13 protein-coding genes are annotated in these 15,231 nt (G+C 40.9%); 12 read left to right on the forward strand and 1 reads right to left on the reverse strand.

Annotated elements, in window-relative coordinates; genetic code table 11:
• The 8 genes from PSF31_RS09150 (at nucleotide 1) to PSF31_RS09185 (ending at nucleotide 9,566) form a co-directional block, all read left to right on the forward strand.
• A complete protein-coding gene (locus tag PSF31_RS09150) occupies nucleotides 1-2,298 on the forward strand; it encodes a bifunctional salicylyl-CoA 5-hydroxylase/oxidoreductase (RefSeq protein ID WP_096864576.1) in 2,298 nt (765 codons plus the stop codon).
• Nucleotides 2,299-2,327: 29 nt separating this feature from the next.
• Nucleotides 2,328-3,455, forward strand: a complete 1,128-nt coding sequence (locus PSF31_RS09155) for a cupin domain-containing protein (RefSeq protein ID WP_004261095.1) — start codon at nucleotides 2,328-2,330, stop codon at nucleotides 3,453-3,455.
• A 100-nt stretch (nucleotides 3,456-3,555) separates the two neighbouring features.
• Nucleotides 3,556-4,467, forward strand: coding sequence for a fumarylacetoacetate hydrolase family protein (locus tag PSF31_RS09160; protein ID WP_096864577.1), 912 nt, complete (start codon nucleotides 3,556-3,558; stop codon nucleotides 4,465-4,467).
• Between the two features lie 9 nt (nucleotides 4,468-4,476).
• Nucleotides 4,477-5,508, forward strand: a complete 1,032-nt coding sequence (locus PSF31_RS09165) for a carbon-nitrogen hydrolase family protein (protein ID WP_096864578.1) — start codon at nucleotides 4,477-4,479, stop codon at nucleotides 5,506-5,508.
• Entirely contained in the window at nucleotides 5,505-6,260 is a 756-nt protein-coding gene (locus tag PSF31_RS09170) for a maleate cis-trans isomerase family protein (RefSeq protein WP_004261087.1), read from the forward strand. The genes PSF31_RS09165 and PSF31_RS09170 overlap by 4 nt, the downstream gene beginning before the upstream one ends.
• Nucleotides 6,261-6,339: 79 nt before the next feature.
• A complete protein-coding gene (locus PSF31_RS09175) occupies nucleotides 6,340-6,888 on the forward strand; it encodes a MarR family winged helix-turn-helix transcriptional regulator (RefSeq protein WP_004261083.1) in 549 nt (182 codons plus the stop codon).
• A 267-nt stretch (nucleotides 6,889-7,155) separates the two neighbouring features.
• Entirely contained in the window at nucleotides 7,156-8,802 is a 1,647-nt protein-coding gene (locus tag PSF31_RS09180; RefSeq protein WP_036958339.1) for a Na+/H+ antiporter, read from the forward strand.
• Between the two features lie 251 nt (nucleotides 8,803-9,053).
• Complete coding sequence (locus tag PSF31_RS09185; RefSeq protein WP_096864579.1) at nucleotides 9,054-9,566, forward strand: AAA family ATPase; 513 nt, start codon at nucleotides 9,054-9,056, stop codon at nucleotides 9,564-9,566.
• A gap of 56 nt (nucleotides 9,567-9,622) precedes the next feature.
• Here PSF31_RS09185 and PSF31_RS09190 read toward each other — a convergent pair whose 3' ends face one another.
• Nucleotides 9,623-10,243 carry a flavin reductase family protein gene (locus PSF31_RS09190; protein WP_096864580.1) on the reverse strand — a complete coding sequence of 207 codons (621 nt, stop codon included), beginning with the start codon at nucleotides 10,241-10,243 and terminating at the stop codon, nucleotides 9,623-9,625.
• Between the two features lie 621 nt (nucleotides 10,244-10,864).
• On the opposite strand from PSF31_RS09190, the gene PSF31_RS09195 reads away from it, so the two are divergent.
• From PSF31_RS09195 to PSF31_RS09210, 4 genes are all read left to right on the forward strand, one after another.
• Entirely contained in the window at nucleotides 10,865-11,194 is a 330-nt protein-coding gene (locus PSF31_RS09195) for a helix-turn-helix domain-containing protein (RefSeq protein WP_164561237.1), read from the forward strand.
• 161 nt (nucleotides 11,195-11,355) lie between these two features.
• Nucleotides 11,356-11,943, forward strand: a complete 588-nt coding sequence (locus PSF31_RS09200) for a fimbrial protein (protein WP_004261070.1) — start codon at nucleotides 11,356-11,358, stop codon at nucleotides 11,941-11,943.
• Nucleotides 11,944-12,005: 62 nt separating this feature from the next.
• Nucleotides 12,006-12,584 carry a fimbrial protein gene (locus PSF31_RS09205; RefSeq protein ID WP_096864581.1) on the forward strand — a complete coding sequence of 193 codons (579 nt, stop codon included), beginning with the start codon at nucleotides 12,006-12,008 and terminating at the stop codon, nucleotides 12,582-12,584.
• Nucleotides 12,585-12,672: 88 nt separating this feature from the next.
• Complete coding sequence (locus PSF31_RS09210) at nucleotides 12,673-15,225, forward strand: fimbria/pilus outer membrane usher protein (protein ID WP_164561236.1); 2,553 nt, start codon at nucleotides 12,673-12,675, stop codon at nucleotides 15,223-15,225.
• The last annotated feature ends 6 nt before the right edge of the window (nucleotides 15,226-15,231 follow it).

Raw genomic sequence — 15,231 nt, forward strand, 5'->3', positions numbered from 1 at the left:
ATGAATATTGTGTGTATTGGCGGTGGTCCCGCAGGGCTTTATTTCGGGTTGCTGATGAAACTACAGAACCCAAAGAACCGTGTAGTGGTGGTGGAACGTAATCGCCCTTATGACACTTTTGGTTGGGGGGTAGTATTTTCTGATGCCACGCTCAGTAATTTACGCCAAGCGGACCCTGTTTCTGCTGAAACTATTTCTGCGGAATTTAGCCACTGGGATGATATTGATGTGCACTTTAAAGGTGTATGTAACCGCAGTGGTGGCCACGGGTTTATCGGCATTGGGCGTAAAAAGTTACTCAATATATTACAAGACCGCTGTGTGGAGTTGGGTGTGGAGTTAGTGTTCGAAACCCAAGTAACGGATGACCAAGCGATTGCTCGTGAGTACCAAGCTGATTTGCTTATCGCTTCTGATGGCATTAATAGTGCGGTACGTACGCGTTATGAAACCGTATTTAAACCCGATATTGACCAACGTCGTTGCCGTTTTGTTTGGCTAGGTACAAAGAAGATTTTTGACGCCTTTACCTTCTTATTCGCTAAAAATGAGCACGGATGGTTTCAAGTTCATGCCTATCAATTTCAAGAAGGGTTATCGACCTTTATTGTGGAGACGACGGAAGAAACCTGGCTTAAAGCTGGTATTGACCAAATGTCTCAAGAGGATGGCATCGCTTATTGTGAAAAACTATTTGCGTCGTGGCTTGATGGTGAAAAACTGATTGCTAACGCAGCGCATTTACGTGGTGCCGCAATTTGGATCCGCTTTCCTCGGGTCATTTGTGAAAATTGGGTGCATTGGACGCAGCCCACTCAAGGTAAAGACGTTCCTGTGGTCTTAATGGGTGACGCGGCACATACCGCCCATTTCTCTATTGGCTCTGGGACTAAATTAGCACTAGAAGATGCTATCGAGTTGTGTGAAAGCTTGAAAACTTCAGGGGGTGATTTACGTAAAGGGCTTGTGCATTACCAGAAGGTTCGCAGTGTCGAAGTTCTGAAAATTCAGAATGCGGCACGCAATTCGACAGAATGGTTTGAAAATGTCTGTCGTTATGAAAATTTAGCTCCAGAGCAATTTGCCTACTCTCTCTTAACGCGTTCACAGCGTATATCTCATGAAAATTTGCGCGTGCGTGATGCTGTATGGTTGGAAAACTATGAGCAGTGGTTTGCGGAACAAACAGGTGTGACTTCAAAGGCAAAAGTGCCCCCTATGCTGACACCTTATCATGTACGAGGTATCACTCTTAATAACCGCGTGGTCGCGTCACCAACATTGTTGTATTGCGCTAATCAGGGTATACCCGATGATTTTCATTTGGTACATCTGGGAAGCCGCGCATTAGGTGGTGTGGGTCTAGTGATGACTGAAATGACGGCTATAGCCCCCGATGCCTGTGTGACAAAAGGCTGTGTCGGTATTTGGAATGACGAGCAAGTTACTGCTTGGCAACGTGTGACTGATTTTATTCATCAAAAAACGGATGCCAAAATTGGCATTCAATTAGGCCATGCAGGGCGCCGTGGTTCAACTCAGCGAGGGTGGGAGAAAGAAAATCACCCAATAGATGCAGATAACTGGCCGTTAGTTTCTGCTTCAGCGTTGCCTTATTTACCGAATATCTCACAAACTCCGGTAGAGCTATCCGAGGCACAAATGACTACGGTGATTGACCAATTTGTTGCGGCAGCAAAACGAGCAGAAACGGCTGGTTTTGACTGGCTTGAACTGCAAGCAGGGCACGGTTATCTACTGTCGAGCTTTATTTCTCCATTAACTAATCAGCGTACAGATAACTACGGTGGAACGTTAGAAAATCGCTTACGTTTTCCGTTAGCCATCATTAGTGCTGTGCGTCAGGTGTGGTCAAAACCTTTGAGTGTACGTATTTCATCGACGGATTGGGTGGATGGCGGGACTACGGTTGATGACGCGGTGGAAATTGGCCGTGCAATGAAGCAAGCGGGCGCAGATATGATTGACTGCTCTTCAGGTGAAGTGTCACCGCAACAGCAACCGGTCTATGGTCGGATGTACCAAACACCAATGGCAGACCGTATTCGTAATGAAGCTGGAATACCGGTTATTGCCGTAGGTGCTATTACTGATGCTGACCAAGTCAACAGCATTATTGCCGCTGGGCGGGCGGATTTATGTGCTTTATCTCGGCCATTACTTTCTGACCCTGCATGGGTCTTACATGAATGTGCGCGTTATGGGTGGGAAACTCGTTGGCCGGCACCGTATGAATATGGGCGTCAGCAACTCGTTCAATCCTTGAAGTCGCGTTAAAGGCTTTGGCAAACAAAGAGGAAAATAGCATGAGTACACACTCCCATGACCAATACCGAGAAAATGTGGCAGGGCGTGCCGATGTGGCAGATACCCCTGAGCTAGTGGCGTATTACCAAGAACTAGATGCGTTGAAGACAGGTGCATTATGGACGGTCGCAAACAAGATTGAACCGTGGCAACCCAAATCAAGCTCAGTTCCTGTGTTGTGGCGCTACCGTGATTTACGCGAACATGTGTTGCGCTCAGTTGAACTGGTGACACCAGAAAAAGCGGGGCGTCGCGTAATCTATCTGAATAATCCCGGCCGCCAAGAAGTGGCTGCTGCAGTAGGTTGGCTGTACTCAGGTTTACAAGTCATGCATCCAGGAGAAGCCGCTTCGGCTCATGCCCACTCATCCTCAGCATTGCGTTTTATTATGGAAGGGCGTGGGGCATATACCATTGTCGAAGGGCAAAAAATGATGCTAGAAGCCAACGACTTTGTACTGACGCCGAATGGGACATGGCATGAACACGGCGTTGCGGAAGATGGTTTACCTTGTATCTGGCAAGATGGATTGGATATCCCGTTAGTCAATGCCATGGAAGCTGGGTTTTACAAAGTGCATCCTGACTTACATCAAGCACAAACACGACCTATCGATTACCCCGTTGGTATGTGGGGAGGAACCGCATTACGTCCTCACGATATCGGCTGGGATAAACCTTATTCACCATTATTTAAATACCAATGGGGGCCAACCTACGAGGCGTTGTGCCGTGCAGCGAAGGCAGCGGATGGCTCAGTATTTGATGATGTTTTGATGCACTACACTAACCCGCTCACAGGAGGACCTGTGATGCCAACCATTGGCGCGAGTATGCAATTACTGCGTCCGGGCTTTGTTGGTAAAGCTCATCGCCATACGGGAAGTTTTATTTATCAAGTAGCGAAAGGGCAAGGGTACTCCGTGATCAATGGGCAACGCTTTGATTGGCAAGAGCGTGATATTTTCTGTGTGCCATCGTGGATGTTCCATGAACATGTGAATACCTCACAAACCGAAGATGCTTGTTTGTTTTGCTTTAATGATTTACCCGTAATGCACTCTTTGGGGCTCTATTATGAAGAGGCTCTAGTAGAAAATGACGGTCACCAGAAAGTCGTTACCTAGGTGAGTATTATATTTTTTATTGATTAATATAAATAATTTTATTATTCCAATTTACGTGAAGAAGTGAGTGAGGCAATCACCTCATTCAAGGAGAAAGAAAATGCGCTTAATAACTTATCGTTCTGATGTGACCGCGGCAGCCCGTTTAGGAGCAGTTGTTAATCAACAAGTAGTGGATTTAGCCCTTCTGGCACAAGAGCAAGGGCTGTACTTGCCTGATAATATGTTGGACTTTATCGATTTAGGCCCACAAGGTGTGCGTGTTGGTACAGAACTTCTGAATACATATCAAGGGCAATTCCCAGCAGGGACTGCGTGGCCTGTACAAAATGTGAAAATTTTGGCGCCGATACCTCGCCCACGTAAAAATATTTTTGGTATTGGCTTAAACTATGTTGAACACGTGGCGGAATCCAGCCGTACATTAGACACCTCAAAAGATCTTCCAAAACAACCCGTTATCTTTTCTAAGCCCCCAACCACAGTGATTGGGCCGGGAGATGCCATTGAACATAACGCCAAAATTACCCAACAATTAGACTGGGAAGTGGAGTTGGCGGTGATTATTGGCACTCGTGCGAAAAGTGTCGTGGCAAAAAATGCTCTTAATTATGTGTTTGGCTACAGCTTGATGATTGATATGAGTGCGCGTGATTGCCGCCGTGCTGGGCAATGGATTTATTCTAAAGGGCAAGATACCTATGCACCATTTGGGCCATGCATTGTCACTGCTGATGAGATTCCAGATCCCCATACCTTAGATTTAAGCTTGAAGGTGAATGGTGTAACCAAACAATCCTCAAATACACGCCACATGCTATTTAATGTGAATACATTGATTGAAGATATTAGCCAAGGGATCACATTAGAACCAGGTGACATTATTGCAACAGGCACTCCTGAAGGGGTAGGGGCGGGAAGAACACCTCAAGAATGGGTCTGGCCGGGGGATGTGATTGAAGCATATGTTGAGAATATTGGTGAATTGCGCCATCCAGTTGTCGCCGTTTAAGGGGGAAGTATGCTTAATTTGCAGACGTTTAAAGCCGCTGCGGTACAAGCCGCTCCGGTGTTTCTCGATACCAATGCTACGGTAGATAAAGTTTGTCGTTTAATTGAAGAGGCGGCGGATAACGGAGCGAAATTGGTTGCATTTCCAGAGGTTTTTATTTCTGGTTACCCTTATTGGAGTTGGGTGATGAACCCGATAGATGGCAGTCCATGGTTTGAAAAACTGTGCAAATCTGCCATTGAAGTCCCAGGGCCTGAAATACAAAAAATTGCTCAAGCTGCCGCACGCCACCACATCAATGTTGTAATTGGTGTGAATGAGCGGAACCCTAATGGAATCGCTACGTTATATAATACATTAGTGACGATTTCTGATGAAGGAAGAATTCTGGGGCGCCATCGTAAATTAGTCCCAACATGGGCAGAAAAACTGACGTGGGCAAATGGAGATGCCTCTTCACTAAAAGTGCATCAAACCAGTATTGGGCCTCTTGGGGCATTGGCTTGTGGGGAAAACACCAATACATTGGCGCGTTTTGCTCTATTGGCGCAAGGCGAGTTAGTCCATATTGCGAGCTATATCGCCTTACCCGTTGCACCAAAAGACTATGACATGGCCGAAGCGATTCGTTTACGCGCATCTGCCCACTGTTTCGAAGGCAAAGTTTTTGCGATTGTTTCCTGTTCGACAGTGTCAGAAGAGATTATGGATGCAATGTCTGCAACTCACCCAGAAGCACGTGAGTTACTGGCTCGGCCAAATAGCGCTTTCTCAGGAATTATCGGGCCTGATGGACGAGTTGTAGACGAACCATTGGTTGACAAAGAAGGGATTGTTTACGGTGAAATTGATTTAAATCGCTGTATTCAACCACGACAAATGCATGATATTACAGGGCATTATAACCGTTTTGATATCTTTGATTTACAGGTGAACCGCCGGCCATTAACGGCAGCACGTTTTCATGGTAATGGGCAAGAAGATGAAGCTTTAAACGTATTTCCAGAATCAGGTGAGTCATTTGGGGAGAGGGAGATATGAGTTTAGCACGTACATATCGTATTGGGCAGATTGTCCCGTCATCAAATACCACGATGGAAACAGAAATTCCGGCTATATTACGGGCAAGAGAAGCTCTGTTTGCGGAGCGCTTTACCTTTCATTCAAGCCGTATGCGTATGCAAAAAGTTACCAAAGAGGAGCTGGCAAAAATGGACTCCGATAGTGACCGCTGCGCTATTGAATTGTCAGATGCTGCGGTTGATGTGCTGGGATATGCCTGTTTAGTTGCGATTATGAGCATGGGGAAAGGTTATCATCGCATTTCAGAAAAACGTTTGTTTCAACGTACGGTAGATAACGGCCATCCAGCACCTGTAGTGACTAGCGCTGGGGCATTAGTTGACGGCTTACATGTAATGGGCGCTAAAAAAGTGTCTATTTTAACGCCTTATATGAAGCCGTTGACGCAGTTAGTGATTGATTATATCGAAAGTGAAGGCATTGAAGTGGTAGATAGTATTTCATTGGAAATTCCAGATAATTTAGATGTGGGCCGGCAAAACCCATTAGCACCAGTGGAAATTACGAAAAAACTCAATACCCAAGTAGATGCAATTGTGGCTTCTGCATGTGTGCAAATGCCTTCGCTACCCTCAATACAATTAATTGAAGACCGAGTTGGTTTACCTGTACTGTCTTCTTCGGTGGCGACGACCTATATGATGTTAAAAAAGTTGGGTTTAGAAACTCGTGTTGATGGGTTTGGTTCATTGCTAAGTGGAAAGTTTTAGCTGAATTATCGCCGACTTCTGCTACTCTTGAGGGGTTGTAATCAAATGCAATAATTCAAGATGTTATCAAGGGGAGCGAATGGCAAACTCAAAGGTTTTTGTTGATAATTATTTGCCTGCCCTATTGGGGCAGGCTTGGATGTTGGTTTCATCTGAGTTTCATGCCATTGTTGAAGAAAAAGGTTTGTCAATATTAGAGTGGAGAGTGTTATCCACACTAGCAGGTAATGGCTCGATGGGGATTACAGAGCTCTCACAAAAAACAGTCAGTAAACAACCGACAATTACTCGCGTACTACAACGGCTAGAACAGCAAGGGCACGTGGTTCGCCACAGTAACCATAATGGTAGTGATAAGCGCATAACACTTGTCAGTGTGACATCAAGTGGAATGTCACTAGTTGATGGTTTACTTATTGCAGCTCAGCAACACGAAGAAGTTGTTTTAGCTCCCTTGGGGCTACGTAAAAGTAAGATTCTTAAGCAAGTGCTACAAGAATTAATTGAGCGGCATAGTATAGAAAACACCAATACTGCAGATAAAAGCACTTCCGATAAAAATAATGAAAAAAAGCTAAAAAGAAAAAAATCAGGTAGCCTAAATTTATCTAAAGAAACAACAAAATAGTCGATTAATGATGGTTTAGTTCTATTTTTGATGGCAATACATAACTTATTATTGATATTGCGTTTAAATATTTATTTATCAAATAGATAAATAAGTTTCTTATGGGGCATTTAAGTCAATGGTAATTTTTGCAACCTGATGATAGATAGGCTATTTCTTAATTTTATTATTTTTGTATCGATTGATTAATTGCCACTTTACATTGATTCATTTTATCTATTTACTTCATAACTGATAATTAATGATTAGCTAAACATGGAGCAATCAATGTCAGTAGTGACACTTGTACTCGTTTTTTTATTAGCCGTTGTTGTGAGCGTTTTTGTTTCACGACTGCTCAAAGATATTATTCCATTACCCCTGATCCAGATAGCACTAGGGGCTGGCTTGTCTTTATACGGTTTTACAGTTGAATTTGAACCTCATCTATTTCTATTTTTATTTATTCCTCCTTTATTATTCCTTGATGGATGGCGTATTCCTAAAGAAGCCTTATTTCAAGAAATTAAACCGATCATGTCGCTAGCCATAGGTTTAGTGGTTGTAACAGTGATTGGTATGGGCTTCTTTATACATTGGTTAATCCCAGCCATTTCTTTAGCTGTTGCCTTTGCGTTAGCGGCCATTTTATCGCCAACGGATCCCGTTTCCGTGTCTGCCATGACTGTCAATTCCCCATTGCCATCTCGAATGGCGCATATTTTGGAAGGGGAGTCATTGTTGAATGATGCAACGGGTCTGGTGTGCTTTAGTTTTGCAGTGGTCGCTGCGTTAACAGGTACATTTTCCCTTGCTTCAGCGGCTGGGCAATTTGTATTAGTGGCATTTGGCGGAATTTTAATTGGTTTGCTGGTGGCTTGGGCAATTGGCTGGTTAAACCAACTGCTCGTTAAGCGTACTGGGGAAGAACCTGCAATTCAAATTATGATCAGCTTACTGATGCCATTTACGGCTTATTTATTAGCTGAACATTTGCATGTTTCCGGTATTTTAGCGGCAGTAGTTGCTGGTATTGCGATGCACTATGAAAAAATTGCAGGTCGCATGCAAGCTGCTACACGTATGCAAAGTAAAGCGGTGTGGGATACGGTACAAACTGCGTTGAACGGGATGATTTTCATTTTGTTAGGCGAACAGTTACCGGGTATGTGGACAAATATGCCTGCTGTAGCAGAGGCCGCGGGTGCGAGCCATCCTTGGATGCTGTTTGTTTATGTGGCGATTATTACCGTGGCATTGGCAGTTTTACGGTTTAGCTGGGTGTGGATCTCGATGACTTTAACCGTCTTCCATAAACGCCGTCGCGGTAAAGAAGCAGATGTTATGCATATTCGTATGATGGCAGTAATGGCGACAGCGGGTGTGCGCGGAGCGATTACGTTAGCGGGTATTTTAACGTTACCTTTATTGATGCCAGATGGTTCATTATTCCCGAATCGTGACGTGGCTATTTTCTTAGCGATGGGGGTGATTTTATGCTCATTATTGATTGCCAGTATCGCACTGCCTATTTTAACGAAAGGGTTAGTACAAGACTTACCTTATGATAATGACGAAATTCGAGCGCGTTTAGCTTTAAATGAAGCCGCGATGGCACATTTACGTGAATTAATGAACCACCCATCGGATGATATGGATGAAATTGCTATGCGTACTGAAGTTGGGGCGCAACTATTAGAAATTTATGGCAGACGACTCGATAATTCGGATGAAACTGAGTCAGATGTCTATGATTTACATAAGATGATTAATATGGAACGCGAAATGTCTAAGTCGGCGTTAAAAGCGAAACGCGACGCGTTATATCAAATGCGTAAAAGTAAAAATATCAATGAAAGGGTGTATCACCGTTTACGTGATGAACTTGATTTAAAAGAAGAAACTCTGAATCACCATAAAAATGGTAAACATTAATTAGCGAAAACAAAAGACCTGAATTTATTCAGGTCTTTTGTTATTGTAATTCAACTGAATTTGACGGCTTGTATTGAGTTCTGATAGGTTGGTTACAATTCAATTTAGGAAATTTATATGTCACAGGTTGTAGCAAGCTTAAGCATTATTATTACCATCACATAGTGGTGGGAATAAGCTACATCCTAAACCCGCCAGATAAGGCGGGTTTTTTGTCCTTATCTGGTTAATTATTCAGTAAGGAACTATTTATGAATTTAACAGAAGCATCTCCATTATTAAAAAAACAACCTCGTTTGCATTTTCTTTGTGGGAAAATTGCCTCTGGGAAATCGACATTAGCGAAACAACTGGCTAACCTCCCTCGTACTATTTTGCTCTGTGAAGATGAATGGCTTGCCGCTCTTTATCCTAATGAAATTACTGAATTGGCTCACTATGTCGAAAAAAGTGCTTTAGTAAAACAGGTATTGGAAGGCCATATTAGGCAATTGATACAGGCTGGGAATAATATCGTGATGGATTTTCCCGCCAACACACCAATACAGCGTCAATGGTTAATGTCTTTGGCGCAATCATCTGATGTATCTTATGTATTTCATGTATTGCAGGTAAGTAATGATGAGTGTAAGGCAAGGCTTGCTGCTCGTAATTTAGCAGGGGAAAACCCATTTCAAACATCTGAAACGCAGTTTGATTTAATTACGGCACATTTTTCTTATCCAACAAGTAGCGAGCGGTTAATCTGTAAATTTTATCCATAAAGGTAACATACCTGAGTAATAAACTTATGGAGGAGACTTATTACTCAGATTTATGGTCACTTAGGTCGATACATTTTGAGGTTTTGCTGCTGTTCAATCCAATAGTAATCAGCTGGCCCCCCTGCACGCAATAGAGGTTTCTGGCTAGCACAATCATATAAGCCATTATTCAAGGCTGATTCATCAATATGCACCATGACGACTTCTCCCATCACCATCCAAGTATCCAATAGTTGCCCATCTGCCCGTTTAAGTTGCTGATATTGCGTGACAACACATTCCATTGAAACGGGTGTTTGAGCGATGCGAGGCGGTGAAACGAGTGTTGAAGGGAGGGTGGATAGCCCCGTTAATACAAATTCGCTTTCACCATGTGCGAGTGTGGCACTACTCATATTTACGTGTTCACCGAGTGAAAGCGTAGCAAGGTTATAAACAAACTCCCCTGTTTCGATGGCATTAGTTACTGAATCTTTTTTACCAACACTCGAAAAGGCCAATATAGGTGGTGAATAATTGAAAATATTGAAAAAACTATAAGGAGCTAGATTGGTTCTACCTTTACTATCACAGGTTGATATCCAACCAATAGGTCTAGGACCAATGAGTGATGGGATAGGATCATGGGGTAGCCCGTGACCCTGTTGTGGTTGGTAACTATAAAACTTTGCTATCATTTTGGAGTCCTTTTTAACGTTACTTTAACGGATATTTGAACAAGGTGTTAGGTATTTAAATAATAAATGCTATTAATGCATAAAGAATGCAGTAAGTGGATATTCTATTTTTAATTTTTCTTATATTAACGTTTGAGGATATAACTTAATATAATAATATTAAATTAAATAGTAATTGATGATTATCTTTATTTTATTTATGAGCTTTAGTATTGACTTTATTGCTTAACTCTATTTTTGTGTAAATCCAGTGGATTGATTTATTTTAATTAGAAGCTTTAATTTATTCTTTTAATTTCGTTATTTTCTGCATGTTAATATTTTTACATTTAATTAATCCGCCTTGCTATTATCTTGATTTATTTGTTTTTAATCTTTTGATTTTTAATATTTATTGTGTGTTCATCTAAGTTATATTACATGGGTTATATAATTTAATAGGAAATAGCTATCAAATTATATAAGTTCGATCGATACAAACGTATTTACAGAATTAATTAATAAAACTATATTTAAATTAAATTATTCTCTATTTTTATTAGATGTAAAAACAAACTGATTCTTAAGTTCTTAACGAGTCATTTAAAATTTCAAATGGGAGTTTTATTCATTGGAATTAGTATGATAAAAACAAATACGTTATTACGTCGGGATATTGGGTTATTTTTAAGACAAGCCAGAATTGATAAATCATTAACAGGGTACCAACTAGCTAAAATACTAAAAATAAGTCAACAACAGGTTTCTCGTTATGAGAGAGGGGAAACAGGTATTAATGTTGAAGTATTGAATACTCTTTTGGGCGTATTAGAAAGAAATTGGCTAGAATTTTTTTTCAAAGTCCTAGTGAATCATTCGAATGAAATTGCAGATATAAGAATACAAAATGAATTTTTTAATCTCATCGAAAGATCACTTTTCTACTATTATGGGGAATCAAAAAAAAGATAATTTTCAATTGGGTATGTGGTTGGAGTAAAAAATCACTCATATGGTGATACTTAGTTTTATGTCCTCTTTAATTGAATTAAATATCGAAATTAGATTTACGCTATTGAATATTTAATGGCGTATTTATTGTAGTTTAATTTTTTAATTGAAAGGAAAAATATATGCAATTTACCAAATTAAATATTGCACCCTATTTATCAAAATCATCTCGGTTATTTATTTTTACTGCATTAATAGCTGGTATTTTTTCAACAAATTCTGCTGCCGACAACACAGGTACAGTTGATTTCGAAGGTGTCGTTGTTAGTACTCCTTGTAATATAGCGCAATCCTCACTAAAGCAAGTTATTGATTTTGGACAATTATCTCGTCGAGCATTGGAAAATGGTCGCGTGGCTGAGGTGAAATTTAATATTGAATTTACTGGGTGTGATTTCACTGACTTTGATATTGATACAGCTGGAAAACCTATTGCTGTTAAATCAATGGAATTAGTGTTTACAGGGCAAAGCTATGCGGATGCAGCAAATACTTTACTTTCTACTTCTGCGGGTAATACCAACAATGTAGGAATTGGTATTGATGGATTTGAGTTTGGAAAAGCTAAAGATGTGCTTTCACGTATCATCAATAAAAAAGGAGATAACGTATTATCTTTCAAAGCGTTAGCAAAAGCTGTTGATACAACGAAAAGTGTATCGGAAGGTAAGTTCAGCGCAGTAACAAACTTTCGTATTACCTATCAATAACTAAATGGTTTAACCGCCAGAATTGACTGGTGGTTAAATATTGATTCGCTAGAGGGGGGGGCATGGTTAGTTATCAAAGGGTTATGAATATAATAGTCTTGTCGATAATGCTTATTTTTAGTATTCACTCATATGCAGACCCCAAAATTATTAAGCCCTACAACGTCAATGCAAGAACATTACTTAAAGGCAGTGTTATCGATGCGCCGTGTTCAATAACGTTGAAAAATCGCTATCAAACTATTGATTTTTCTTCTTTGGCTCTCGCTTTTTTGTCAAATAGCTTGCAAAGAGAAATGCATGATCAGCCTTTTATTATTGAGCTACAAGATTGTGGTAGTGCTTATTCAACCATTGACCTAAAAACATGGAAAATACGCTTTGTCGGCCAACGTGCGCAATATATTGATGCTTTTACGCTACAAGGTGCTTCCGAAGGGCTAGGCGTATCGGTATTAGACAATTCAAAAATACGATTACAGCCTAATAAGGTTTATTCATTATCTGACAATGTGTTGTATCAAGATAAATCAGGATACAGCCTTTTCCTTCGCTATTTCTTACGTTTGGAATTAACCGGACAGCCGATTCAAGCGGGCCGTTATTACGGGCTGATCCGCTTTTTCATCGATTACCAATAACACGCACGAAGAATATGTTTTTATGAGCTTCATTTTGAAGATGAACTCTTATTGCATTTAATCTGGTATAGCTAGGATGGTATAGAGCATGGTGTTCAAAACTAACGAAAAATTGAAGCTAGCTTGGCTCATTGCTTTTCTGTTACCGAGTTTTATAGGATGGAAAGCATTTGCAACTGAATTTAATACAGATGTTTTAGATGCAGATGATATGCAAAATATTGATATGAGCCAGTTTTCGGTAGCAGGGTATACGCTACCGGGGGATTATGTTTTTACTCTTTTTGTTAATGGGCAACGTTTAGGGGCACCCCGTAATATCTCTGTTTATGAAAATAAGCCAATTGCAGGTGAATCAACCCAAGCGACACAAACTATTTGTATTCCTCCTGATATCCTTGAGTTAATTGGGTTAAAGCGTTCTGCGATGGAGAAAGTGACACTTTCTCATAGTGGAAAATGCCTCGATTTTTCTGCGCTATCAGGCGTTCAAACAGCCATAGAGCTCAGCACCTTATCGCTGAAAATGACTATTCCGCAAATATGGATGGAATATCGCGACCCTTACTGGGTTCCTGCTAATTTATGGGAAGAAGGAATAGGTGGCGCATTTATTGATTACAATGCGAATATTTCTGCAACCAAGGAAACGAATAGTAATCGGCAAATCTATTTATCAAGTAATGGAATCACTGGGGTAAATTGGGGGGCTTGGCGCCTACGTGGTGATTACAGTACATCTTATCAGAAGCAACGGGGTGATTATCCTCAAGAAAAACATGACTTTGATTTTACTCGTCTTTATGCATTTACTTCATTGAAAGATAGTGCCTCAATCTTTACGTTGGGAGAAAATTATTTTTATTCGGATATCTTTGAATCTTGGCAATATACTGGTTTTTCTTTAGAAAGTGATGACCGCATGCTACCGCCTAAATTAGTGGGGTATGCACCTGAAATTATTGGTGTTGCAAATACTAATGCGATTGTAATTGTTCGCAGCCAAGAACGCATTATTTCTGAAACGGCAGTGCCTCCTGGACCATTTCGTATTCAAACACTTGATAGTGGGATCCGTGGTGTATTAGATGTGACTGTGCGTGAAGAAAATGGGGAGGAGAGCAAGTTTAGTCTTAGTACAGCTTCGTTACCTTATTTAACACGTCCCGGACGCGTTATTTATAAAGTCGCAATGGGAAAGACGCGTTATGACAATCGGCATTTGACAGGTGAGCCTGTTGTAAGTGGTGAATTATCATATGGTGTTTCAAATGCATGGTCATTATATGGAGGAACTCAACTTAATGGTTATTACCAAAGTGCAGCATTAGGGATCGGACGGGATCTTTTTTCAATAGGCGCGGTTTCTTTTGATATCACACAATCTTTTGCCGATTTTTCAGATAAAAGACGCCAAGGCCGCTCTTATCGCGTTAATTACGCAAAATCTTTCGATGAGCTACGTACAGATATTACCTTTGCAGGCTACCGTTTTGCCGACAAAGAATACCGAACACTAACGCAATTTATGGATGAAGAGAGAATAGGTTATGGTACTCAGGCAGCAAAAGAAAATTATCAATTATATTTAAATAAATATTTTGATGATTTTAATATTTCTCTTAATTATCAATATAGTACTTATTGGCAGCACGACTCACAAACGCAATACGGTTTATACATTAATGCGCCTTTAAATTTTCCTCTTCTGTCCCAGAATGCCGCAAATTTATCATTATCAGCAACTCGTACTGAACGAGACAATGGCAATGAAGATGATGCAATTAACCTATATCTCACGGTACCGTTATTCCGCGGGCATAGCATCACATTTTCTGAACTCTACTCACGGTCAGCGGGTAATAATCAATTTAATCATCAGGTTGGCTATAGTGGTTATGGGGAACAAGATAATTACAATATCAATGTTGGTTATAACCACGGCCAACATATTGATAATCAAGTGAGTTTGAGTGGCTTTTATTCACGAGATATCTCTCAAGCAAGTACATCTATAAATGCGAGCTATGTGCCTGATCAATACCACAGCATTGGCGGGTCAATCAATGGCGGGCTTACATTAACCTCGAAAGGGGCAGCATTGCACCGATCAGCGCACGGTGATACACGACTTATGGTTGAAACCCCCGACGTGAGCGGTATTCCTCTCGATAATGGGGTGATTAAAACCAATGCATTTGGGTTGGCTGTTATTCCCAATGTGAATAATTATCGAAAATCAACAGCTTCAATTAATACCAGCCAGTTACCCGATGATATAGAAAGCCTCGATCCCTCGACAGATATTACGTTAACCAAAGGTGCCATAGGCTATCGCAGCTTATCGGTGATGAAGGGGCATAAATTATTTGTTGTTTTTGCTTTGTCAGATGGAAAGCACCCACCTTTTGGCGCCAGTGTACGTAATAAAAATAACCAAGAAGTAGGGCTAGTGGGTGAAGGCGGTGTGACGTGGCTAGTGGGGGTATCACCTCAAGAAAAGTTGTCGTTGTATTGGAATAACCAGCCACAGTGCGAGTTATCTCTACCTGAAAAATTAAATGAGCTTACGGATTTGTTGTTGCTGCCATGCTCTTCAGTCAAAGCGGTTCGTTCAGTTTATTCATCATCAAGTAAATGATTGTGA

Origin of the sequence: Providencia sp. PROV156, assembly GCF_028480905.1 — a bacterium.
GTDB lineage: Bacteria > Pseudomonadota > Gammaproteobacteria > Enterobacterales > Enterobacteriaceae > Providencia > Providencia hangzhouensis.

Coding starts and splice junctions, on each gene's coding strand:
- PSF31_RS09150 (WP_096864576.1), top strand. CDS start 1: ATGAATATTGTGTGTATTGGCGGTGGTCCCGCAGGGCTTTATTTCGGG.
- PSF31_RS09170 (WP_004261087.1), top strand. CDS start 5,505: ATGAGTTTAGCACGTACATATCGTATTGGGCAGATTGTCCCGTCATCA.
- PSF31_RS09195 (WP_164561237.1), top strand. CDS start 10,865: ATGATAAAAACAAATACGTTATTACGTCGGGATATTGGGTTATTTTTA.
- PSF31_RS09210 (WP_164561236.1), top strand. CDS start 12,673: ATGGTGTTCAAAACTAACGAAAAATTGAAGCTAGCTTGGCTCATTGCT.
- PSF31_RS09155 (WP_004261095.1), top strand. CDS start 2,328: ATGAGTACACACTCCCATGACCAATACCGAGAAAATGTGGCAGGGCGT.
- PSF31_RS09185 (WP_096864579.1), top strand. CDS start 9,054: ATGAATTTAACAGAAGCATCTCCATTATTAAAAAAACAACCTCGTTTG.
- PSF31_RS09175 (WP_004261083.1), top strand. CDS start 6,340: ATGGCAAACTCAAAGGTTTTTGTTGATAATTATTTGCCTGCCCTATTG.
- PSF31_RS09205 (WP_096864581.1), top strand. CDS start 12,006: ATGGTTAGTTATCAAAGGGTTATGAATATAATAGTCTTGTCGATAATG.
- PSF31_RS09180 (WP_036958339.1), top strand. CDS start 7,156: ATGTCAGTAGTGACACTTGTACTCGTTTTTTTATTAGCCGTTGTTGTG.
- PSF31_RS09165 (WP_096864578.1), top strand. CDS start 4,477: ATGCTTAATTTGCAGACGTTTAAAGCCGCTGCGGTACAAGCCGCTCCG.
- PSF31_RS09160 (WP_096864577.1), top strand. CDS start 3,556: ATGCGCTTAATAACTTATCGTTCTGATGTGACCGCGGCAGCCCGTTTA.
- PSF31_RS09190 (WP_096864580.1), bottom strand. CDS start 10,243: ATGATAGCAAAGTTTTATAGTTACCAACCACAACAGGGTCACGGGCTA.
- PSF31_RS09200 (WP_004261070.1), top strand. CDS start 11,356: ATGCAATTTACCAAATTAAATATTGCACCCTATTTATCAAAATCATCT.